The 21,652-nt window shown below is 48.7% G+C and carries 20 protein-coding genes; 13 read left to right on the top strand and 7 right to left on the bottom strand.

The window, feature by feature from the left end; all coding sequences use genetic code 11:
• The first annotated feature begins 107 nt into the window (after positions 1–107).
• Positions 108–1,172, top strand: coding sequence for a sensor histidine kinase (locus B160_RS0111325; protein WP_018628030.1), 1,065 nt, complete (start codon positions 108–110; stop codon positions 1,170–1,172).
• 129 nt (positions 1,173–1,301) lie between these two features.
• Positions 1,302–2,036 (top strand): LytR/AlgR family response regulator transcription factor, encoded by a 735-nt coding sequence (locus tag B160_RS0111320; RefSeq protein WP_018628029.1) that lies wholly within the window; start codon positions 1,302–1,304, stop codon positions 2,034–2,036.
• A gap of 173 nt (positions 2,037–2,209) precedes the next feature.
• Here the strand turns inward: B160_RS0111320 and B160_RS0111315 are convergent, their stop codons facing one another.
• Complete coding sequence (locus B160_RS0111315; RefSeq protein WP_040679787.1) at positions 2,210–2,968, bottom strand: phosphoglycerol geranylgeranyltransferase; 759 nt, start codon at positions 2,966–2,968, stop codon at positions 2,210–2,212.
• A 448-nt stretch (positions 2,969–3,416) separates the two neighbouring features.
• Here B160_RS0111315 and B160_RS0111310 point away from each other — a divergent pair, with 448 nt between their 5' ends.
• Positions 3,417–4,091 carry a hypothetical protein gene (locus B160_RS0111310; protein WP_018628027.1) on the top strand — a complete coding sequence of 225 codons (675 nt, stop codon included), beginning with the start codon at positions 3,417–3,419 and terminating at the stop codon, positions 4,089–4,091.
• A gap of 77 nt (positions 4,092–4,168) precedes the next feature.
• Here B160_RS0111310 and B160_RS28945 read toward each other — a convergent pair whose 3' ends face one another.
• Both B160_RS28945 and B160_RS0111300 read right to left on the bottom strand, forming a co-directional pair.
• Positions 4,169–4,660 carry a transposase gene (locus B160_RS28945; protein ID WP_071597025.1) on the bottom strand — a complete coding sequence of 164 codons (492 nt, stop codon included), beginning with the start codon at positions 4,658–4,660 and terminating at the stop codon, positions 4,169–4,171.
• 124 nt (positions 4,661–4,784) lie between these two features.
• Positions 4,785–5,330: an LOG family protein gene (locus B160_RS0111300; protein ID WP_018628026.1), complete on the bottom strand. Its 546-nt coding sequence runs from the start codon at positions 5,328–5,330 to the stop codon at positions 4,785–4,787.
• 81 nt (positions 5,331–5,411) lie between these two features.
• On the opposite strand from B160_RS0111300, the gene B160_RS0111295 reads away from it, so the two are divergent.
• The 4 genes from B160_RS0111295 to hpt are packed head-to-tail and all read left to right on the top strand — an operon-like array spanning position 5,412 to position 9,075.
• Positions 5,412–6,890, top strand: a complete 1,479-nt coding sequence (locus B160_RS0111295; protein ID WP_018628025.1) for a sodium:solute symporter — start codon at positions 5,412–5,414, stop codon at positions 6,888–6,890.
• A 16-nt stretch (positions 6,891–6,906) separates the two neighbouring features.
• Complete coding sequence (locus B160_RS0111290) at positions 6,907–7,545, top strand: O-methyltransferase (RefSeq protein WP_018628024.1); 639 nt, start codon at positions 6,907–6,909, stop codon at positions 7,543–7,545.
• Positions 7,546–7,554: 9 nt separating this feature from the next.
• Positions 7,555–8,532: a glucosaminidase domain-containing protein gene (locus B160_RS30600; protein WP_018628023.1), complete on the top strand. Its 978-nt coding sequence runs from the start codon at positions 7,555–7,557 to the stop codon at positions 8,530–8,532.
• A gap of 3 nt (positions 8,533–8,535) precedes the next feature.
• Entirely contained in the window at positions 8,536–9,075 is a 540-nt protein-coding gene (gene hpt, locus B160_RS0111280) for a hypoxanthine phosphoribosyltransferase (protein WP_018628022.1), read from the top strand.
• A gap of 244 nt (positions 9,076–9,319) precedes the next feature.
• Here hpt and B160_RS0111275 read toward each other — a convergent pair whose 3' ends face one another.
• From B160_RS0111275 to B160_RS0111265, 3 genes are all read right to left on the bottom strand, one after another.
• A complete protein-coding gene (locus B160_RS0111275) occupies positions 9,320–10,063 on the bottom strand; it encodes a DUF2846 domain-containing protein (RefSeq protein WP_018628021.1) in 744 nt (247 codons plus the stop codon).
• A 289-nt stretch (positions 10,064–10,352) separates the two neighbouring features.
• Positions 10,353–12,713 carry a M1 family metallopeptidase gene (locus B160_RS0111270; protein ID WP_018628020.1) on the bottom strand — a complete coding sequence of 787 codons (2,361 nt, stop codon included), beginning with the start codon at positions 12,711–12,713 and terminating at the stop codon, positions 10,353–10,355.
• A gap of 9 nt (positions 12,714–12,722) precedes the next feature.
• Positions 12,723–13,310 (bottom strand): HupE/UreJ family protein, encoded by a 588-nt coding sequence (locus B160_RS0111265; RefSeq protein ID WP_018628019.1) that lies wholly within the window; start codon positions 13,308–13,310, stop codon positions 12,723–12,725.
• Positions 13,311–13,470: 160 nt separating this feature from the next.
• On the opposite strand from B160_RS0111265, the gene B160_RS0111260 reads away from it, so the two are divergent.
• From B160_RS0111260 to B160_RS0111230, 6 genes are all read left to right on the top strand, one after another.
• Positions 13,471–14,055 (top strand): DUF6702 family protein, encoded by a 585-nt coding sequence (locus B160_RS0111260; protein ID WP_018628018.1) that lies wholly within the window; start codon positions 13,471–13,473, stop codon positions 14,053–14,055.
• Positions 14,056–14,268: 213 nt separating this feature from the next.
• Positions 14,269–15,852, top strand: coding sequence for an apolipoprotein N-acyltransferase (gene lnt, locus B160_RS0111255; RefSeq protein WP_018628017.1), 1,584 nt, complete (start codon positions 14,269–14,271; stop codon positions 15,850–15,852).
• Positions 15,853–15,862: 10 nt separating this feature from the next.
• Complete coding sequence (locus B160_RS0111250; RefSeq protein WP_018628016.1) at positions 15,863–16,660, top strand: alpha/beta fold hydrolase; 798 nt, start codon at positions 15,863–15,865, stop codon at positions 16,658–16,660.
• 91 nt (positions 16,661–16,751) lie between these two features.
• Complete coding sequence (locus tag B160_RS0111245) at positions 16,752–17,510, top strand: SDR family NAD(P)-dependent oxidoreductase (protein ID WP_026309702.1); 759 nt, start codon at positions 16,752–16,754, stop codon at positions 17,508–17,510.
• A 307-nt stretch (positions 17,511–17,817) separates the two neighbouring features.
• The gene (locus B160_RS0111235) at positions 17,818–18,858 is read left to right on the top strand and encodes an NAD(P)H-dependent glycerol-3-phosphate dehydrogenase (RefSeq protein WP_018628014.1); all 1,041 of its coding nucleotides are present in this window, start codon (positions 17,818–17,820) and stop codon (positions 18,856–18,858) included.
• A 202-nt stretch (positions 18,859–19,060) separates the two neighbouring features.
• On the top strand, positions 19,061–19,342 hold the full coding sequence (locus B160_RS0111230; RefSeq protein ID WP_018628013.1) for a hypothetical protein: 282 nt from the start codon (positions 19,061–19,063) through the stop codon (positions 19,340–19,342).
• Between the two features lie 368 nt (positions 19,343–19,710).
• On the opposite strand, the gene ftsZ is transcribed toward B160_RS0111230, so the two are convergent.
• Positions 19,711–21,621 carry a cell division protein FtsZ gene (ftsZ, locus tag B160_RS0111225; protein WP_018628012.1) on the bottom strand — a complete coding sequence of 637 codons (1,911 nt, stop codon included), beginning with the start codon at positions 21,619–21,621 and terminating at the stop codon, positions 19,711–19,713.
• Positions 21,622–21,652 lie beyond the last annotated feature (31 nt).

Below are 21,652 nucleotides of genomic sequence, written 5' to 3'. Positions count from 1 at the left end.
ATCCATAACCGCAAGTTTCATACTCTTGACCCCTAATTCAAAGAACTATTTATTAACTATTCACATTATTCCTGACTTTTGAGATGACTTCTAGTTAGTTTTGCAGTATGTTCTCGGGTAAGCAGCGATACTGGTGGTTTCAACTCATAGGATGGGGTGGGCTTTTTCTCATCCATCTTTTCTTTGCCTGGTTTTACGGAAAATTTGACACACCGGATGACCGCACCCTGTTCTTTATGCGAGCCTTCAGTTTTGTGATCATCGGGGTACTCCTGAGCCACGGAATGCGCCTGTTTATTCTCAAACTGCAGCTTTTGGGGCACAACTGGGGATTGCAGCTGCTCAATTTCATCCTGCTCTCGATCATTACGGCCTCGCTTTGCGGGATCATTGAGCAACAGGTGTACAAACAGCTGGCCCTGTTCACCCAGCGGGAGATCGAAGTATTGAAACGCCGGGGTATCTGGCTGGTTTCTTTCAACAACATGATCTCCTGGTTCATCTATATATTTATCTGGAACGCCATCTATATCATTTATCACTATGCCCGCGATTACCAGCAACAGAAGATCGACACCCTCCGGTTAAAATCGCTGGTACGGGAGCTGGAGTTGAAGACCATTAAGTCCAACATCAACCCGCATTTTATTTTCAATGCGCTCAACAGCATCCGGGCCCTCGTGGATGAAAATCCGGGCCGGGCGCGCGAGGCAATCACCGAGCTGAGCAATATCCTGCGCAGCAGCATCACCATGCATAAAACAGAATCCGTGATGTTAAAAAATGAGCTGGCCATTATCGAAGATTATCTTGCCCTGGAACAGGTCCGCTTTGAAGACCGGCTGGCGGTAAGCTATGAGATCGACAGCCAGGCACTCGAAAAACAGATCCCGCCGATGATGCTGCAAATGCTGGTGGAGAACGCCATCAAGCACGGCATCAGCCGAGAAATGCAGGGTGGATCCGTATCCATTGCCGCCCAGTTGAGAAACAATCTTATTGAGCTTTGCGTGCGGAACACGGGAAAGCTTACCAGTGAAAAAGAGGATACCGGTTTTGGTCTGAACAGCATCCGCGACCGGCTAAAGCTCCTGTATCCCGGGCGCAGCGGTTTTGAGATCCGGCAGCTGAATGCCGAAACGGTGGAAGCAAGGATCGAGCTGCCTGCTTAGAAGCTGTATAAAGGAACCGATGTATTTCGATAAAATACCCGGGTATCCGCCACCATGAAGGCGTTAAGATCCATCAAAGGCCTGCGCTTAATGTTGCGAGAGCTTTGAAAAAATTTATAAAGAAACAGGATGAAACATATGCGTACTATCATCATTGACGACGAGCGGCTGGCGCGCGCCGAGCTGAAAAAGCTGCTCCATGATTTTCCGGAGATCGAAGTAATCGATGAGGCCGGAAATGCGGAAGAGGGCATGCGGAAGATCAATGCCCAGCAACCGGACCTGATCTTCCTGGACATCCAGATGCCGGGCAAGTCGGGGTTTGAGATGCTGGAAGAGCTGGAATATACTCCATTGGTGATCTTTACCACTGCTTATGACGAATATGCGTTAAAAGCCTTTGAAGTGAATGCGCTGGACTACCTGTTAAAACCGATCGATTCCAAGCGGCTGGAAGATGCCATCAAAAAGCTCAATCTTCCGGATTACGAGGAAAGCGAAGCCGCATCGTTTACCAACCACGACGTGTTGCATGAAAACAGCCAGGTATTTGTAAAGGACGGGGACCGGTGCTGGTTTGTACGCCTGAGCGATATCCGCCTTTTTGAAAGCGTGGGCAATTATGCAAAAGTATTCTTCGGGCCCAATAAACCCCTTATTTTAAAATCGCTGAACGCGCTGGAGGAACGTCTCGACCCCAAAGCATTTTTCCGGGCCAACCGGAAGCACATCATCAACCTGCGCATGATCGAAAAAATAGAGCCCTATTTTAATAATGGGCTGCTGATCGAACTAAAAGACGGGGAAAAGATCGAGGTCAGCCGGAGACAGGCCGTGAAGTTTAAGGAGATGATGAGCCTGTAAATGGTTTCTGGCTTGACGTTTCTGGTTTGATGTTGGGGACTGCGCGTTCCCGAGCCGGATAAGTTTCAAAAATCAAATAACAAGAAACAAGAGTACAAGAAAATTCTAAATACTAAAAGCTAAATTCTAAAAAGCTGCTTTATACTGAGAACTGACCGCTGACCACTCCCGCGCTAAGCCGTTTCCTTTTTTACCGAGTGTACGGCATCACTGATATCCTTGATCAGCGAAGGAGCTTTTTCAATAGCATTCCCTACCACGATCACATCGGCCCCCGCCTTACAATTCACATAAGCCTTTTCCGGGTCCGTGATCCCGCCTCCCACGATCAGGGGAATTTCGATATGCTCTGATACGGCCCGGATCATGGACTCTGTAATGGGCACCCTTGCCCCGCTGCCGGCATCCATATAGATCAGCTTCATACCCAGCATCTCTCCCGCCATTGCGGTGCAAAGTGCAATATCATTTTTGTCGGAAGGCACCGGGGCGGCATTGCTGATATAAGAAACGGTGGTGGGCGCTCCGCCGTCTACAACAATGTAACCCGTAGGAATGACCTCCAGCCCGCTTTTTTTTACCACCGGCGCAGATACGACGTGCTGACCGATCAGCAGCTCGGGATTTCTCCCGGAAATAAGCGAAAGGTATAACAGCGCATCGGCGTATTTGCTTACCTGTGAGGGGCTCCCGGGAAACAATACCACGGGGATATCGGTAAGTTCCTTTATTTTCAGGATCACTTCATCCAGATGTGTAGAAAGCACCAGGCTCCCACCCACGAAAAAATAATCCACCGCCGAATCTTCCGAAAGGTTTACAAGGCGGCTCAATGAAGAAGGATCTACAGAATCCGGGTCGAGCAACACCGCAAAGGATCTTTGAGCGTTCAACTTCTTTTCCACCAAGCCGCTATAAATGTTCATCTTCATCAGGAAGGAGGTTTCCTGCAAAAATGCAAAAGTTTTTCCAAAAAACCCCCGATTTGGACCAAAAGCCACCTCATTGCAAAAGCATTGATTGTAAAAGCACTGCCTCACCATGAAGAGCCGAAGAATCAGGAAGACCCGGGGTAATGCGGAAAAGGAAACCCGAACCCTTGTGTTCTGATTGAACCCCAAAGCCCGCGTAATGGCCGCAACGGGGATGTCTTAGGATCCCTGCGTTCCCCTTGCGAACCTTCCCTTTCAAGCGAACCGCCGGGATCCTGGAGCATTCAATAAAAACGCCGCATTTGCTGCTCCTGTGCGGAACAACCCATTATTGTAATCTTAAAACAGCGGTCTTCCGGATCTCCGGATCTTAGTGACAGATCATTTTCCGGATCTTTTATGTATTTTCAATCAATAGTGCATCTTCCAGCAAATAAAGCAATTTATCATGAACCGGTTACTGCTGTTCCTCATGCTGATCATTCTTTCCCAAACCGCAAATAGTCAGAAAAAAGAGATCCGGGAGCTGGTGCTGGCCGTCGTCGAAAAAGCCGTGCCTCCGGATTTCGCCTATTTCCATCTGGTGGATTCCAGCTTTATTCTTCGCTATGCAGAAACCCGGTTCGACGAACAGGTATTCAGGACCTTCTTTAAGGAAAACCCCGACTTTGATCCGGAGGAGTTCACCACTGAAAATACAAAAACGAAAAAGATATGCTGGTCCGGTTTTAAGATCCCCAGGGCCAGGGTCAATCCTTATGAAAAAATCCCAAAATATGAAAGCCAGTTTTCTGTTGTTACGCTGCTCCCCTGGAGCACGCCCGACTCCGTCCTGGAAGCAAAACGGCGCAACAGCAAATATGCCGCAGTCTTTTTAAGGATAAAAGATAACTGGACCGAGGAGGAGAAAAACGAAGCCGTCCGAAAAGAACAGGAACGCTATGCCAACAGTCTGAAACCAGAAGACAGGAAATACTTTGCCATTTCTACTCCGATCTTCTCCCGGAACCATCGCTACGCCATTGTTGAAGTACGGAATGCGGTACGGGGATGGTGCCAGGTGTATAAAAAGGTCCGGGGTAAATGGATTTACCAGATCACCTTATGGCACTGGGTTGCGTAAGCCAGAAGTATTTGGAAATTTAAAATATCCAAAATTTTAAAGTGGGGAGTGACCGGGGCCATCCAATAATCATACTTCTACATGCTACATTTCTCCTTTAATAAAGTTGTTTTAATTTTTAATTTTTGCGGGAACCTGGTGATAAAAACAAGCCAATGCAATCCCATCCACGTGAAGATTTTCTTCTCATATCGCACCAGCGGGCCTTTGCAGGCATCCAGCCAGGCATTGGCTGGTTTTCGTAGCCTTCCTGCCCTGATAACTACCGCTTCTCCACCTCGTTTGGCCGGAGTATGGCTGCCGTCAAATTGAACACTTAAAAGATCTAAACACCGCTTGTTTGATGACAGCAAGTTAATCAACGCTCTTTTAAATGATCCATCCCTGCTCCACTTATTAAAATGGCAATACACCGTTTGCCAACAAGGTGCATCAAGGCCAAAATATTCCTTTGTACTTAGCTCCCGCCATTGGCAGCCGGTCTTCATCCGCTTTAAAATCAATTGAAACTCTTTTACGAAATCCAATCTCGTCTTAAAGCCTTGTTTCCCTTTGCTTAAAATTGGCAAAATCCAGTGTTCTACCGTACCTCCGTCCGGGAGTTCCAGAATGATTCGTTTTTATTTCCAAAACAAAAATCCTTAATTCCCGGGGCTTTTTTATTCCTAAATAAGTTTAAACAACTTCTATATGCTACTTTCCCTTAAGATACCCGCCCAGTTCCTGCGGTGATGAAAGCACCCGGATCTTTTCCCAGGGATCTTCATACAGAAAGCCCTCACTATACATTTTTTTGATGTGCATCAAAAGATGTGTATAATAATCATTGGTGTTCAGCACAAAGATCGTTTTATCATGGATGGCCAGGTTGTTCCAGGTGATCATTTCAAAAAACTCATCCAGGGTCCCATAGCCGCCGGGCAGGATCACTCCCGCGTCACAAAGCTCATACATCTTTCTTTTACGGGTATGCATATCCGGCACAATTTCCAATTGGGTCAGGCCTTTGTGAGACCGCTCCCGGTCCGCCAGCAGCTGCGGGATCACGCCCATCGCCGTTCCACCACCTGCCAGCACTGCATTGGCAACCGTACCCATCAATCCCACGTTCCCGCCCCCATAAACAAGGGTTACTCCATATTGCGCCATAAGCGTACCCAGCTGTGCTGTATGTTCGGTAAACAGTGGATCAGCGCCTTCCTTTGACCCGCAAAAAACCGCAAGCGATTTTATCCCCATGATTCGGTACTTTTATTGCAAAAGGAACTCAATTTTCCCTATCTTCAAAAATAAATTTCTAATTTAACACAGGCATCATTTATGAACCCAGGTATCTTGTTTGCGATCATCATTTTTTATTTCCTGTTACTGCTTACGGTAGCCTGGAAAACCAGTAAAAACAGCAACAATGAATCGTTCTTTATCGGCAACCGGAACAGCAACTGGATGCTGGTGGCCTTTGGAATGATCGGCACTTCCCTGAGCGGTGTTACGTTTGTAAGTGTGCCCGGTGCCGTAGGCAAAGATGCCTTTGGTTACATGCAGGTAGTGCTCGGCTACATGATCGGCTACCTGCTTATTGCCTATGTATTGCTGCCCCTGTATTACCGGTTAAAGCTCACTTCCATTTACGGATATCTGAAAACCCGTATGGGCATGCTTTCCTATAAGACCGGCGCCTGGTTCTTTATCATATCCCGGCTGGTAGGAGCAACCGCGCGGTTATACCTGGTAGTGCATATCCTGCAGATCACCATTCTCGACAGCTTTGGCATCCCCTTTTGGGTATCTACACTCATTATACTGGTAATGATCATCCTGTACACTTTTGAAGGCGGTGTAAAGACAATTGTATGGACGGATACCCTGCAGACAACCTGTATGCTGTTAGGGCTCATCATCTGCACCATTTACCTGCTCAACCACATGCATATGGGCGTGGGCGAAAGCCTGGAAGCTATGCGCAGCAGCGGGCTCTCTCAAATATTCAAGACCGACCCTGCAAAAAGCGATTACTTTATCAAGCAGATCCTGGCCGGGGCGTTCATTACACTGAGTATGACGGGTATCGATCAGGAAATGATGCAGAAAAGCATTTCCGTTACCAACCTGAAGGATTCAAAAAAGAACATGGTTTCCCTTGCCTTTATTATGGTGGTGGTCATTGGCCTGTTCCTGTATCTTGGTGGTTTGCTGCATTTATTTGCAGCCCAGGAACAGCTAACGGCCAGGGGAGACGCCCTGTTCCCAGATGTGGCCATCAACCATATGCCGGCCTATATCTCGATCATCTTTATCGTTGCATTGATCTCTGCCTTATTTCCCAGTGCCGACGGCGCCATGACCGCCCTCACTTCTTCATTTTGCATTGATATCGCCGGCCTGCAGCGACGCACCGATATGAATGAAGCACAAAAAAAGCGGTTCCGTCAGAAAGTGCACCTGTTCGTGGCCTTTTCCTTCCTGCTGTTGGTGCTTATGTTTTACTGGATCAATGACAACAGTATGATCGGCATCATTCTGAAACTGGCCGGATATACCTATGGTCCGCTGCTGGGACTTTTTGCTTTTGGTATTTTTACAAAACGCCGGCCGGCTGACCGCCAGGTTCCCTATGTATGTTTTATTGCCCCGATCATCTGCTTCTTTATCGATAAATATCAATCCGCACTTTTTGGAGATTTTAAAATTGGCCTGGAATTGATAATAATCAATGCGGCACTGACGTTTATAGGATTGTTGATTATTTCGAAACCCGTTTCAGACCTTTCGCAGCTGGAGCAGGATTCGGTTCACTAACGACCAATAAACAGGGATGGAGCTATTACCCGCCGGATTAGAACAATTTGCCGTCAGCTTTTCGGCCCCGCCGGACCCCCTGCGGCAGGAAGTGGAGGCCTATACCCAACAGCACCATGCGGAGCCGCATATGCTGAGCGGGCCGGTACAGGGCAAGCTCCTGGAAATGATCAGCCATATGATCCGTCCAAGACGCATCCTGGAAATCGGCACGTTTACCGGGTACAGTGCGCTATGCCTGGCCGAAGGGCTAACAAACGACGGTGAGCTGCACACTATCGAATTTCGTGAAGAAACCGCCACCATCGCTCACAATTTTTTCCGGAGATCCGCGTTATATCCAAAAATAAAACTGCACGTGGGCAACGCGCTGGACATTCTTCCAACCTTAAACGAATCCTGGGACCTGGTCTTTATTGACGCAGACAAGCCGGGTTATATCGATTATTTTAAGCTCGTGTTGCCGGCTGTTCGGAAAAATGGCTTTATATTAGCGGATAATATTTTTTTCCACGGACAGGTTTTTACCGAAAATCCAAAGGGAAAAAGTGCAAAAGCCATCAAGGCGTTTAACGATTTTGTCCATCACAGCGATGACATCGACAAATTGGTCCTGACCATCAGGGACGGACTCTATTTATTGCGGAAATTGTAATTGATATTGATGATACGGAAATTATTTTTGGCAACTGCCCTTTTTATAACGATGACGGCCGCCGCCCAGCAATCGGAAAAAGTGGTGGCTTATATTGAGCAATACAGAAGCATTGCGATCAAAGAAATGCAACGGACCGGCGTACCGGCCGCCATTAAGCTGGCACAGGCCATCCTGGAGTCCAATGCGGGCGACGGAGATCTGGCCTTGCGGTCGAACAATCATTTTGGTATTAAATGCAAGACCGGTTATACGGGTCCTTATGTATTGCACGACGATGACCGGCCGCAGGAGCGTTTTATAAAATACGAGCATCCGGAAGCCTCTTTCCGGGATCATTCCGATTTTTTAAAAGGCCGCGACCGGTATGCCTTCCTTTTTAAGCTGGATCCTACGGACTACAGGGCATGGGCCTATGGATTGAAAAAAGCCGGCTATGCCACTAATCCCAGGTACCCGCAGTTGCTGATCGGCCTGATCGAGCGATACAACCTGGAGGATTATACATTGATCGCAATGGGTAAAAAGGAAATGCCGCAGGAACTGAAAGCCGTTTTCGCTGTGGCGCCGGAATCCGAAGAAGTAGTGCCGGTAAAAAAAGCCAAACAATACCCCCAGGGCGATTTCCTGATCAACCAGACCCGGGTGATCTTTGCCAGGCAGGGTACTGCATATGAAACCATCGCAGCACAATACAAGATCCCCCTCACCCGCCTCTTCCTGTACAATGACCTGCGGGAAGATCAGCAGCCGCAAAAGGACGCTTTGGTTTTCTTACAGCTGAAAAGGACGGAGGGACAAAAAGCCTTTCACGAGGTAGCAGCCGGCGAATCGCTTCATGATATCGCCCAGGAGGAAGGCGTCCGTCTGGAATCGCTGTTGAAATACAACAATCTGACAAAATTTGCTTCCCCGGCAATCGGGTCTAAGCTATATTTGCAGGATATGGGCACCGCAAAAAATGCCGTAGCCCAAAACAATCCCTAAGAGATGGCAGATATCACCGTACATGACAAACGCTTTTCCGTTTACCTGCCTGAGGCAGTATTGCAAAAACGAATCAGGGAGCTGGCGGATGCTGTCAACGCGGATTATGCCGGTAAAAAAGTGTATTTCCTGGCCATCCTGAATGGCTCTTTTATGTTTGCCGCGGACTTTTTCAAATACCTGACCATTGATAGTGAGGTCTGCTTTATCAAGCTCGTTTCTTATAAAGGATTAAAATCTACCGGTGATGTTACCACCGCCATCGGCTTGGAGGAAGATCTTCATGATAAAAACGTGGTGGTGCTGGAGGATATCATCGACACCGGAAAAACACTGCACTATTTTCTGCCGCAGCTCCGGCACCAGCAGCCCCGCTCCCTGAAGATCGTGGCCCTGCTGCATAAGGCGGAAATGACCCAATATGAAGTACCGATCGATTACACCGGCTTTGTCATTCCCAACAAATTTGTAGTGGGTTACGGACTGGATTACGACGGGCTGGGACGTAATTACAAAGATATATACCAGCTGGCGGAAGAATAATCGAATTCTTTAGGCCACAAAGACACTAAGGCCCAAAGCTTACACAAAGAAGGCGTTTACCCCTTCCGGAACACAGAACAGCCGCCTGATATTTTTGTTCTCCCTGCTACAATAAGGCGGTGAAGACACAGAGACTCTTATTTTTGCCGGCTATTGTTTCGTGCAGCGGCACAGTGTATCAGCTAATGCCCTGCTTATTTTTCGTTCTTACTATTTTAGTGGACGCGGCAGCTAACCTGATCTTTTATTTACGTGCGCGGCTGCTCACCCTTTCATATTCCGGCCTTCCTTGTTCAGGATCTATCAGATCAAGAGATGGCTGGCCTACCCACATTCCCATAGCAATGGAGCATTTAATATAATAGGATCTGCCAAATTGTATACTAAGGGGAATGATAGCTTTTGCCTCGGTCTTGGCCCATATTTTTTGTTTCCCTTCTTTGTATACCCGTATTTCATAACGGGAGTTATTTACCGCCCGCCATACCACGCTGTCATCCAGGTTTATATTATATCCGATGGCCGAGCCTGTAAAATTTTTTGGCCTATAAAAATAAATAGTTGCATAGGTCGCCGTGTCTGAACCTGGCACAGGCGTTGATACGACCGCGGCAGTAACCTGGCTGAGGGAGTCAATGTCCTCTATAAATAAGATATTTCCCCTGATCCTGTAACAGCTGCTCCAGATATCCGGTTCCTTCAGCTCTGTGATCTGTATCGCATTCCCCCCTGCCTTTCTTGCTTTTTCCTGGGCTTTTTCAATAACCCGCTGATACTGACAGTCTGTGGTAAATCCCTTATCTCCTATCTTAAACTGGCCGATCGTTTTTGCCGTTGCAGGAATTTTCTTGTTTACTTCAAATACCAGTATTTCATTTGCCGTATCCCTCGCCTGCCAGACAACTCCGGCATTTACGGTCATGGCTAATACAGGTCCAATCAACAGCAGCATTATCAGCGGGTGCATTTTTGAAAGATAGATCCTCATAGCGTTATATTTTTGTATATCAAATAGGTTTCTGCTAATATAGCCATTATTTGCTTTAACAAAGTAGCTATTACTGCTCTTGCCCACAGCAGTACAACATAGCAGCTAATACAGTGCAACTTTATCCAACAGTGTAAAAAGATCATCACTGCCAGGAATATAACGGCTCTATTCCTCGTTCCTCTATCTAATTCCACCGCCTTAAAATATCAACCCCAAAGAAACTCCGGGATGTTATCCCTTCGGGTTTCTTTGGGTCCTGGAGGCTTTGTGCCGGTGCCACCGGTCTCTATTTTTTTGCCTGCTGCATGGGATTGGAACCGGTACTCTGTCCACGTGCAGCACCGGCTTTTTGTTCAAACGCTTTAAACCGGGTAGGCGCCGGCATTTGGTTCCAACCATTATTGCTTTCGTCGATATCCGCTGTTTCCCGGAAGGGATCCAAACGTATGCCCGCTACCTCTTTATTTTTTACAAACAGTTTGCTTACCGTTTGTTCATTGTGCCGCCAGATCTGCGCAGGGATCCGGTCTATCTGGCGGGTACCGTCTTTAAACGTCCATTCAAGAATGATGGGCATCACCATTCCGCCTTTATTGGAAAAGGCCAGTTCATAAAAGTACTTGCCGGCAAACTGTTGCTTTGCTTGCGGGGAAAGAGCGCCCATCGATGACGGCGTTTCCACTGTGATCGTTTTGGTTGAATCATAGGGCTCCAGTCCGCGGGCATAGCGCCAGTAGAAATCACGTGCATCCGGATCCTTATCCGTATAAAAAGTGATGTTCCGGTCTTCCCGGTTCCTTATTTTCGATATATCGTCAAATTCCGGCACAAGAGGTGCATCGGGCTTTTTGATGCGCTTTTTCGCAGCCGAAACAGCTGCATCCACATCGGCCTTTGCAACCTTGACGGAATCCAGGGAGATATCGACGGGGTTGATCCCATAAAACCATCCCCTCCAGAACCAGTCCAGGTCTTCGCCGCTGGCATCTTCCATGGTGCGGAAAAGATCCGCCGGTGTGGGATGTTTGAACGCCCAGCGCCGGGCATATTCCTTAAAAGCAAAGTCAAAAAGATTGCGCCCCATAATGGTCTCCCTTAGAATATTCAGACCCGTTGCCGGCTTTGCATAGGCATTGGGACCAAACTGCACAATATTTTCCGAGTTGGTCATGATCGGCTCCAGCTGGTTCTTCGGGAGCTTCATATAATCTACGATCGCCCATGCCGGTCCGCGTTTGCTGGGGAATTTATTATCCCATAACTCCTCGGTCAGATATTGTACAAAGGTATTCAGTCCTTCGTCCATCCAGGTCCATTGCCGTTCATCGCTGTTTACGATCATCGGGAAGAAATTATGTCCCACTTCGTGGATCACCACACCCAGCATCCCGTTCTTGGTGGCTTCGCTGTAGGTACCGTCTTTTTCAGTGCGGCCATAATTAAAGCAGATCATGGGATATTCCATCCCGTTGGCGGCCTCTACACTTTGGGCCACCGGATACGGGTAGGGAATGGTAAATGCCGAATAGGTTTTGATAGTATGCGCCACAGCCCGGGTTGAAAATTTACGGTACAGCCCATAGGCTTCTTTCCCGTAAAAGCTCATACACATTACTTTTTTCCCATTGATCAGTTGCGGCATGCCATCCCAGATATATTTGCGGGAAGCCGTCCATGCAAAGTCCCGCACGTTGTCTGCTTTAAAGTGCCAGGTTTTTGTTTTCGTGCTTTTATTCTGCTCGGCCTTCTTTGCTTCTTCCAGCGTAACAATCTCTACCGGCTCTTTTGCAGTGGTTGCTTTCTGATAGCGCGCCAGCTGTGCGGGGGACAATACCTGTGCATAATTCTGGCATTCGCCGGTGCTGCCCACAATATGATCGGCGGGTACCGTCATCTGAACATCAAAATTGCCAAAGGTCAGCGCAAACTCTCCCCGGCCGGTGAACTGATGATTCTGCCATCCCTGGAAATCGCTGTATACACATACCCGCGGGTACCATTGTGTGATCGTATAGAGACAATTACCGTCTTCCGGGAACAATTCGTATCCTCCCCTGCCTCCATAAGTGATGCGGTCCGGAATTTTATACGACCAGCTGATCTTAAACTGAAACCGCTGACCGGGTTTCAGCGGCACCGGCAGGTCTACCCGCATCATGGTCTTGTTAATGGTATAGGGCAGCGTCTTACCGGCCATATCGGTCAGCGACCGGATCTTGTGCCCATAGCCGTTATCCGGCCCGTCCTGCTCTTCCTGCAGGGTCAGCGTTTTATCGGTAAATATCTCTGGCAGTATGCTCTTATTCTGGTAATTCGCATTGTCCCGGTTGCTGTGCTCATTCTCGTCCAGCTGCAGCCATATATAGGTCAGTACATCCGGCGAATTGTTGAAATAGTTCAGCGTCTCATTGCCTGTCAGCTGCTGGGCTTTCTCATCCAGCACGCACCGGATCACATAATCACAACGCTGCTGCCAGTATTTGGGGCCGGGAGCACCACTGGCGGTCCGGTATTCATTGGGCGTGGGAAGGATCGTACCCAGCTGTTCGAATTTATTTCCGTGATTGCTTGCCGGGTTGTTCTGAATATCCTGGGCCTGCCCCGCAAAGACACCAAAACAGGCTACCGTAAATAGAAACTTTCTCATGCGTGCTCTTTATGATAATGAAGGGATCCGCTCCAGTGCCATTTTTAATGAAAGCAGGAACACCACAGCAGATACCACGAAAATATAGATTCTTTGGGGAATTCTTATACGCCCCACCATCAGCTTTGTTATCAGCAGGATCGCCAGCACCACGATCACCTGCCCGGCCTCGAGGCCCAGGTTAAAGCCCAGGAGCCCTGTTCCGATCGATTCATCGCCTGCCAGCATTATCCTGATGGTATTGGCAAAGCCCAGACCGTGGATCAGCCCGAAAAACAGGGCCAGGAAATAATTGGTATGGATCTGCCGGGATTCCGGCCGGTGCCGCCGCAAAACATTCCACAGGGCGGTGCAAACGATCGTGAGCGGTATCAGGAACTCGACCCAGGAAGAAGGCACCCGGATCAGGTCAAAAACGCTGAGCCCCAGTGTCAGCGAGTGCCCGATGGTAAAGGCCGTTACCAGTACCAGCACCTGTTTCCATTCCCTGAATGTATAGATAATTGCCAGCGCCAGGATGAACAGCTGGTGATCCAGCGCATCCGGGCTGATGATATGCCGCCACCCCTCTACAAAATAAAACCAAAAGCTGTTCATAAGGTTTCCAAAAATTTTACGGCGCACATACTATTTTTTGCAGCGTGCGCTTCTTTTACCACAGAGAAAAACGCCTGTCAGGATCTTTGCCGTGTCATGATATCATCTTCCTGCTTTTGCGGATCTCTGTGGTCAATAAAAAATATTACATGCTCCTTTTATGATGCCAACCATCAAATATAATTTACCATCTTCATATAATATATCTTTATTTGTATTGATGGGGTGGAGCAGCTATAAAAAGAATTGGGCGCCGGCTTTGCTGGTATTCCTGTTGCTGACCGGCTTTTCGCGGCCGGTATGGCATCCTTTTCATGTAAGTGCCTCGGAAATCGAGTACAACGGCAAAACAAAACGCCTGGAGATCAGCACCAGGATCTTTACCGACGATTTTGAGTCCGTTCTTACCCGGGCATATAAAACCAGGGCGGACTTCAGTGATAAGGCCCTTAAGCCCCAGATGAACGAGCTGGTTACCCGGTACATCACCACCCATTTAAGCATCCGGAGCAACGGGCAGATACGGCGACTGAAGTTTTTCGGATGGGAAATAGATCATGAAGCCGTTTATGTGTATACAACGGCAGATGCGGCTTCGTTCAATCCCCGCAATATCACCGTTGAAAACACCATCCTGTATGAGCTCTTTGAAGATCAGATGAACATCGTGCATTTTATTGTGAACGGCACGCGCAAGAGCAGTAAGCTCACCTACCCGGAACGGAAGCTGCAGTTTGTTTTTTAAGTCCAGGGGCGAGAATCGAGATTTCAGCCGTGCTGTCCGATTCTGATCGCTGACCGCTGAGAGCTTCTGTGTCTGTTTCACGTTCCAGGTTTAAATCCGGTCTATACCCGATGCGATGCCTCAGATCTCGATTCTCAAATCTGATCGCTGATCACTACTAACTGATGGCTAATTGCCAAAAGCGTGTTACATTTGGGTTCTAAGTACAGGTACATGAATGTAAAGAGAAATTCCGGTTTATGGATGGCCTTGCTGGGTGGTATTTTATTGTGGGTAGCCTGGCCCTCTTCTCCCCTTACGCTGCTGGTGTTTGTGGCCTGGGTACCCCTGCTGCGGCTCGCAGAAAAAACGCATTCATGGAAAAAATTCTTCGGCCTTTCCTACATCACCCTTCTCCTGTGGAATGTGCTCACCACCTGGTGGGTGGCCAGGGCCAGCGTTCCCGGCGGCATCGGTGCTTTCCTGGCCAACAGCCTGATCATGTGCATTCCCTGGTTGGCTTACTTTTTTACCCGGTTGCGGTTTAACCGCCTCGTTTCCGGCCTGGCCCTGGCAGCCTACTGGATGACCTTTGAATGGATCCACCTGAACTGGGATCTGAGCTGGCCCTGGCTCACGCTGGGCAACGTCTTTGCGGGGCATCCCAATTGGGTGCAGTGGTACGAATATACCGGTGTTGCAGGAGGCAGCCTCTGGGTGCTGCTCAGCAATATTCTTGTACACAATGTATTGCTGCGCTACCGGGAGGAAGGCCGCAGCCCGGCTTATTTTAAACAGGCAGCAGCCTGGATCCTTGTTCTGATGGTGCCGATCGTCTTTTCCCTGTTCACAAGACAAAATCTGACACTCGAGCACAATAAATACAATGTGGTGGTAGTGCAACCCAATTATGATCCCTGGGATACCAAGTTTGCTGCCGGAAAAGAGGAAATGCAGCTCCAGGAATTAATTGCTTTATCGCAGAGGCAGATAGACGCCCAAACAGCATTGGTGATATGGCCCGAAACCGCGGTTCCATACGCCGTACTGGAAGACCAGCTAAAAGAGAACCGGTTCCTGATGCCCCTTTGGGCCTTTTTAAGAAACAACCCCCATATGAATTTGCTGACGGGCCTGGAAGGGCGCCGGCTGTTTGCAACGCGGGTAAGCCGGTATGCGCAAAAGCTGCAGGATGGCAGTTTTGTGGAAGGGTACAACAGCGCTGCTCTTTTCGATAGTGCATCGGTACAGATCTATCATAAATCAAAGCTTGTACCGGGTCCGGAAGTATTACCGGCATTTCTGAGTTTCCTGGGTCCGGTATTCGAAAAATTCGGGGGCACCATGGGCGGCTATGCCCGTGATACAACGGAACGGGTGTTGCAAACAACGAATCATACGTTTAACATCACACCGGCCGTTTGCTATGAAAGTATTTACGGTGATTATCTTTCCCGGTTTAACCGGAAGGACGCCAATCTTATCTGCATCATTACCAACGACGGCTGGTGGGGCGATACACAGGGCTACCGGCAGCATATGCAGTATGCGCGCCTCCGCGCCATCGAAAGCCGGAAATGGGTGGCGCGCAGCGCCAATACCGGAATCAGCTGTTTTATTGATCCGTACGGCAACATTGTGCAGCAGCTACCCTGGAACAAGCAGGGCACAATAAAGCAACCCATTGCTGCTTTTGTATCGGAGACCTTTTACACCCGGTTTGGCGACTGGCTTTACCGGGCTGCAGCGATAACCGCCCTGGTACTTTTGCTGACCTTTTTTTATCAATTGATCACGCAAAAAAACAGTCAATTATAAAACCTTCCTGATGGGAACAAAAACAATCAACATCAATAACAGCATTATCCACTATACCATCGACGGTGTGGGACGCCCGGTAGTGCTGCTCCACGGCTTTGGCGAGGATGGTTCCGTATGGGAGAACCAGGTCGAATACCTGCGGCACAATTACCAGGTGATCGTTCCGGATATCCCCGGAAGCGGGCAATCTGAACTGACCGGTGATGTCAGCATGGAGGCCATCGCAGACATGGTCAAATTGATCATGGATGCGGAGGAACTGGAATCTGTGGTCCTGATCGGCCATAGTATGGGCGGCTATGCAACATTGGCATTTGCAGAAAAATACCCGCATTCGCTGGATGGTTTTGGATTGTTTCATTCAACTGCCGCAGCTGATTCGGAAGAAAAAAAAGAAAACCGGCGCAAGGGCATTGCCTTTATTGAAAAGAACGGCGCCCATGAATTTCTGAGCACAACGGTACCCAACCTGTTTTCGGATATTACCCGGGAAACCAATCCCCGACTTATTGATTCCTTCATCGCAGGCCTTCCCCGTTTTTCAAAATCTGCATTGAAAAGCTACTACGAAGCCATGATCGCAAGACCAGAGCGCATCGACCAGTTCTCAAAAACGGAATTGCCTGTATTGTTCATCATCGGCGAAAAAGATACCGTTATTTCATTTGAAGACATTTTAAAACAGGCTTCCATGCCCCGGATCTCTTACATCCACGTCCTGCACCGGTCGGGTCATATGGGTATGCTGGAAGAAGCCGGAAAAGCGACTGCAGCCATCGAAGAATTTTTAATGGAGCTGAAATAGACGAGCGGGCAATAGTAAATGGTGAATGAGCAATGGTGCATACTGCCATTCGGTGATGTTTTTTATTCCTGCGCCGGACAAACCAAAGAATATGAATAAAACCGTTTTTATAACAGGGGCAACCGCAGGGTTTGGTGAAGCCTGTGCCAGAAAGTTTGCAGCAAACAGCTATAATGTCATCATCACCGGAAGAAGAAGAGACCGGCTGGAGCAGCTTGCAGCAGAACTAACACGAACCTTCTCCGTTGCCGTATTGCCACTGGCATTTGACGTGCGAAACCGGGAACAGGTGCTGAAGATGATCGGCAGTCTGGAGGAACCCTGGAAACAGATCGACGTGCTGGTGAACAATGCCGGCCTTGCGGTTGGGAAGGATCGTTTCGACCAGGCCAGCCTGGATGACTGGGACACGATGGTGGATACCAATCTCAAAGGTTTTGCCTATGTAGCCCAGGCGGTTGCCAAACGTATGATCCCGCATAAACGGGGACATATCATCAACCTGGGCTCCGTGGCCGCCAAGCAGGTATATGCGCAGGGCAATATGTATTGCGCTACCAAACATGCGGTAGAAGCGCTTTCACAGGCCATGCGTATTGATCTGCTGCCCTATCATATAAAGGTCACCGCCATCCACCCCGGCGCAGCCGATACAGAATTTTCCACCGTGCGTTTCAAAGGCGACCGCATCGCTGCAGAAAAAGTGTACGACGGCCTGATACCACTGGTAGCAGCGGATGTGGCCGAAACCATTTTTTATTGCACCACGCTCCCGGAACACGTTTGCATCAACGACCTCGTGATCACCTGTACCCAGCAGGCAGATTGTTTTTATGATCACCGCGAGTAGGAACCGGGCTTTTATACAATGATTACACGCAGCGATGCCAAGGAGCAGCAGGCGCAGGAAAATAAGCCGGACGAACCGTTACGAGTCTTGCGCCGATCTCTTTACCCCTTGCGGTAAAAAATTCGATCGCCGGGAGCGTGGGGAAAACGCCAGGAACAAAAAGCACAACCTGAAAAACCTTGAGAACCTTGCAGTAAAAAACAAAATATCAAAGAAACTCAGCGTGCTACCTGAGCCTTCGCGTATTTGTGGGCTCCGCTTGATTTCTTTTACATTCAGTACCTTTGCTTACTAAATATCATTTCTATTGGCAATCAAATTTGGTGTAGCGGGAAGCGGCAGCTGGGCAACAGCACTGGTGAAAATATTAACCGATAACGGGCATAAAGTAAACTGGTGCCTGCGCAGCGAAACAACCATTGGATTCATCAAACAACGGCACCACAATCCCAAACACCTGACCGGCGCCGTGCTCAATACGAAATTATTGCACGTTACCACCGATCTGAAAATGGTCACCGACCGGTCGGATGTGCTCATCCTTGCGATGCCCTCAGCATATGTAGCTGAGAGTCTGAAAGACCTGTCCGCCGCCGATTTTAAAAGCAAGAAAGTCCTTTCCGCCATTAAGGGCATCCTTCCGGAGGCAAATATTTTGCTGAACGAATACCTGGAGCACCACTACGATCTTTCCCTCAAAAACTATTTTGCTGTGCTGGGCCCCTGCCACGCGGAGGAGGTAGCTGCCGAAAAGCTTTCCTACCTTACCTTTTCGGGTGTGGATGAACCTGCCGCCGCTCAAATAGCCGGTTATTTTCAATCACCATTCATCAATACCGTAGTCAATACCGATATCCTGGGGGTGCAGTATGCAGCGGTATTAAAGAACATCTATGCCCTGGGGGCGGGGATCGCACATGGTCTGGATTACGGCGACAATTTTCAAAGTGTGTACATTGCCAACAGTGCGGATGAAATGGCGGGCTTTCTGCGGAAATTCGGAGCTGAGCACATTGTAGTAGGCGAGCATACCGATATGGATGATCCCGGGAAAAAATATGCAAATTATTCTGCGTCTGTTTACCTGGGTGACCTCCTGGTGACCTGTTACTCACTGCATAGCCGGAATCGTACTTTTGGCAATATGATCGGCAAAGGGTACAGCGTGCAGGCTGCTCAGCTGGAGTTGCGCATGGTTGCTGAAGGCTACAATGCAGCCAGATGCATCTACAATACGAACCGGTCCTTAAAAGCTGAAATGCCGATCGCCCACACCATTTATGACATTCTTTGGGAAGGATTGTCCCCTGCCAAAGGATTCGAAAGGATCGAAGGATTTCTGATCTGAGCAAGGCGGCGTTTCACGCAGCGACTCAAAGAGCAGCGGGTACGGCATTTGCCACTGCCGGCGAGTTCGGCAATATGGATAATCTCCAGTGTTTCAGTGCCTCCTGTGGCTATTTCACACAACGAAACCATACTTTGGCCAAATACATTATTTTTATTATATTGTCATAAGATCCGATTTGTTTCATTTTAATGTTTGTTATATGTCTGCAACGATATTTCCCAATGGTTTCGATTCCTGGCAGAAAACCCACTTCGAGGTGGTAGAAGCCCTTTGCTATTTACGGGATATTGAAGAGCCGGGCCAGCAAAAGAGTTTTAGTGAAATGCTGAACCGGAGCGCCTCAGAAGGGCTTTACCAGCTGGCAAAGGAGCTGACGGATAAGTTTGAAGAAGCGACCAAAAACCTGCCGCGTAACCGGACGCTGTTTGAAGAAATTGAAGACTTTGTTGCCCGGGAAGTAAAAAACAGGGAAGGTCTGTAACCGAAGGTGTTCCCCATCTTTTCAGGTCCCTTTCAGGAGACCCGGAAAGAAGGAGATCAGTGCCGTAGGCCCGCTTTTCGCTTAAGCTGACGGCTATGATGACAACACTGCCGTGGTGTGAACCATAGCCGTATCTCTACAAGCCATTTAAGATATTGCACATTTTAATAAACTAAATACCGGTCCATTATAAAGAATCATCCGGAAGGTCTGCAGCAAAAACGCCCGCCCTCAATGCCAGTCCACGCAAAACCAACCGGCCCGTTGCATAAATAAGCCCCGATAGATAACTACCGGGGCCACAACTATAAACTATACACCCAAACTCCGCATCCCGCCTGATGGCGGAAATCGAATTTTCACAGGAATCAGTCTGGTTTTTTACCATCCAGGAAGGTATTAATGGTATTGATCTGACCCTGATTTTTATCATCGGAGCTGATTTCAAACTTGCTATAATAACTTTCGATATGATTGGAATTGTCCTGCAGTTCCATATTGCGGCGGATATACGCCGGCACGGTCTCATATTCGCTGTTGGGATCGCTCACATTGACGTTGAAGGAAAGATTGCGCAGCTTTTGAAGCCGCTCTACCTGCTTGCGCTTCTGCAGCTGCATTTCTTCTTCCTGGCTGAGCTGTAATTGTACCGGCGCTTCTTTTTCCGTGCGGTCCTGAGGAACTTTTATTTCCTCTTTCGGCAGTTCCGCTCTTTCTACCAGTTCCATTTTTTCGTCGGCCACCGGGTCGGGTACCGGGGTTTTTGCCACTGCATCTTCTCTTTTTGGCTCCGCGTAGATGTTGGAAGGCTTAGCCAGATAGCTGCGTACGCCCACGCCTGCAGAAAGATCCTGCTCCGGTTCCGGAACGTTCGCCGCCGGCTCTTCCATAACCCGGTGCTCACTGGGCAACGCGGGAGAATAAAATGCCTCCTCTTCGGCTGCCACAATTTCCACGATCGTCTCTTCTTTAGCTGCTTCCGGTTCTGCCGGTACGCCTATTTTTTCATTGTCTGCTGCAGATAATGTGTAATGCACATCAGCCGTTTCCTTTCCAAAGCCCGTATCGTCCATATCCTCCAGTGTTGGCATGGGCGCATCAAAATACTGGGCCTCATCGATCAGTTTCGGCATCAGGGGATCTACCTGCAGTCCCAGGCTCTTTTCTGCTTCCTTTAATTCGTGCTCGATCACTTCCGGCGTTTCCACCTTAGGTTCGATCTTCGGAGCCGGGTTTTCCTGCGGGGTCAGGGTCATTACGATCTTCCCTTCATCCTGTTCTTCTTTTTTCAATATCGGTTTTACAAACGGATCTTTGTTTTCAAAACCGGTCGCGATCAATGTAATGCCGATCTCATCACCCAGTGAATTATCATATCCCAGCCCCAGGATCACATCCGTGTTTTCCCCGGCCTGGCTTAACAGGTGCGCCTGGATCACCTCTACTTCATCCATCGTAAATTCGGAATCACCCTCGGCCGAATTGATGTTGATCAGGATCCATTTAGCACCCCGGATATCGTTGTCGTTCAACAACGGCGAGCTCAATGCTTCCTCAATGGCCCGTTGTGCACGGTTTTCTCCTGAAGCCGTAGCACTGCCCAGGATCGCCACCCCGCCATTTTTCATAACGGTGCAAACATCCGCAAAATCCACATTGATCTGGCCGGTACTGTTGATCACATCCGTGATACATTTTGCAGCGGTCGCCAGCACATTATCTGCTTTCTCAAATGCCTCGCGCATCTTCAGGTTTCCAAACTGGTGCCTTAACTTATCGTTACTGATCACCAGCAGGGTATCTACATATTGTTTCAGGATCTTGATGCCTTCCTCTGCCTGCTTATGACGTTTCTTTCCTTCGTATGCAAAGGGCATGGTAACGATCCCCACCGTAAGCACCCCCAGGTCTTTGCAGATCTTTGCGATGATCGGAGCACCACCCGTACCGGTTCCACCACCCATGCCGGCGGTAATGAATGCCATTTTGGTGTTTACTTCAACGATACGTTTGATCTCTTCCAGAGACTCCTCGGTGGCCTGACGGCCGATCTCGGGGTTTGCTCCGGCACCTAAACCAGATGTCAGCTGGGGGCCAAGCTGGATCCGGTTCGGGATCTGGCTGTTTGAAAGGGCCTGGGCATCTGTATTACAAATAATGAAGTTCACTCCGTCGATGTTTTGACTGAACATATGGTTAACGGCATTGCCGCCCCCACCGCCCACGCCGATCACTTTGATGATCGAGGACTGTTCTTTAGGTAAATCAAAATGTATCATCTTTTAAAAATTTGTGGTTTCCCTTTCATGA

The sequence above is a fragment of the Niabella aurantiaca DSM 17617 genome (assembly GCF_000374125.1).
Lineage (GTDB): Bacteria > Bacteroidota > Bacteroidia > Chitinophagales > Chitinophagaceae > Niabella > Niabella aurantiaca.
This window is presented reverse-complemented; position numbering and strand designations above follow the sequence as displayed.

What these genes read in the sequence shown, in the direction of transcription:
- B160_RS0111325 (WP_018628030.1), top strand. Translation starts at nt 108, where the DNA reads ATGTTCTCGGGTAAGCAGCGATACTGGTGGTTTCAACTCATAGGATGG.
- B160_RS0111320 (WP_018628029.1), top strand. Translation starts at nt 1,302, where the DNA reads ATGAAACATATGCGTACTATCATCATTGACGACGAGCGGCTGGCGCGC.
- B160_RS0111315 (WP_040679787.1), bottom strand. Translation starts at nt 2,968, where the DNA reads ATGAAGATGAACATTTATAGCGGCTTGGTGGAAAAGAAGTTGAACGCT.
- B160_RS0111310 (WP_018628027.1), top strand. Translation starts at nt 3,417, where the DNA reads ATGAACCGGTTACTGCTGTTCCTCATGCTGATCATTCTTTCCCAAACC.
- B160_RS0111300 (WP_018628026.1), bottom strand. Translation starts at nt 5,330, where the DNA reads ATGGGGATAAAATCGCTTGCGGTTTTTTGCGGGTCAAAGGAAGGCGCT.
- B160_RS0111295 (WP_018628025.1), top strand. Translation starts at nt 5,412, where the DNA reads ATGAACCCAGGTATCTTGTTTGCGATCATCATTTTTTATTTCCTGTTA.
- B160_RS0111290 (WP_018628024.1), top strand. Translation starts at nt 6,907, where the DNA reads ATGGAGCTATTACCCGCCGGATTAGAACAATTTGCCGTCAGCTTTTCG.
- B160_RS30600 (WP_018628023.1), top strand. Translation starts at nt 7,555, where the DNA reads ATGATACGGAAATTATTTTTGGCAACTGCCCTTTTTATAACGATGACG.
- hpt (WP_018628022.1), top strand. Translation starts at nt 8,536, where the DNA reads ATGGCAGATATCACCGTACATGACAAACGCTTTTCCGTTTACCTGCCT.
- B160_RS0111275 (WP_018628021.1), bottom strand. Translation starts at nt 10,063, where the DNA reads ATGAGGATCTATCTTTCAAAAATGCACCCGCTGATAATGCTGCTGTTG.
- B160_RS0111270 (WP_018628020.1), bottom strand. Translation starts at nt 12,713, where the DNA reads ATGAGAAAGTTTCTATTTACGGTAGCCTGTTTTGGTGTCTTTGCGGGG.
- B160_RS0111265 (WP_018628019.1), bottom strand. Translation starts at nt 13,310, where the DNA reads ATGAACAGCTTTTGGTTTTATTTTGTAGAGGGGTGGCGGCATATCATC.
- B160_RS0111260 (WP_018628018.1), top strand. Translation starts at nt 13,471, where the DNA reads ATGATGCCAACCATCAAATATAATTTACCATCTTCATATAATATATCT.
- lnt (WP_018628017.1), top strand. Translation starts at nt 14,269, where the DNA reads ATGAATGTAAAGAGAAATTCCGGTTTATGGATGGCCTTGCTGGGTGGT.
- B160_RS0111250 (WP_018628016.1), top strand. Translation starts at nt 15,863, where the DNA reads ATGGGAACAAAAACAATCAACATCAATAACAGCATTATCCACTATACC.
- B160_RS0111245 (WP_026309702.1), top strand. Translation starts at nt 16,752, where the DNA reads ATGAATAAAACCGTTTTTATAACAGGGGCAACCGCAGGGTTTGGTGAA.
- B160_RS0111230 (WP_018628013.1), top strand. Translation starts at nt 19,061, where the DNA reads ATGTCTGCAACGATATTTCCCAATGGTTTCGATTCCTGGCAGAAAACC.
- ftsZ (WP_018628012.1), bottom strand. Translation starts at nt 21,621, where the DNA reads ATGATACATTTTGATTTACCTAAAGAACAGTCCTCGATCATCAAAGTG.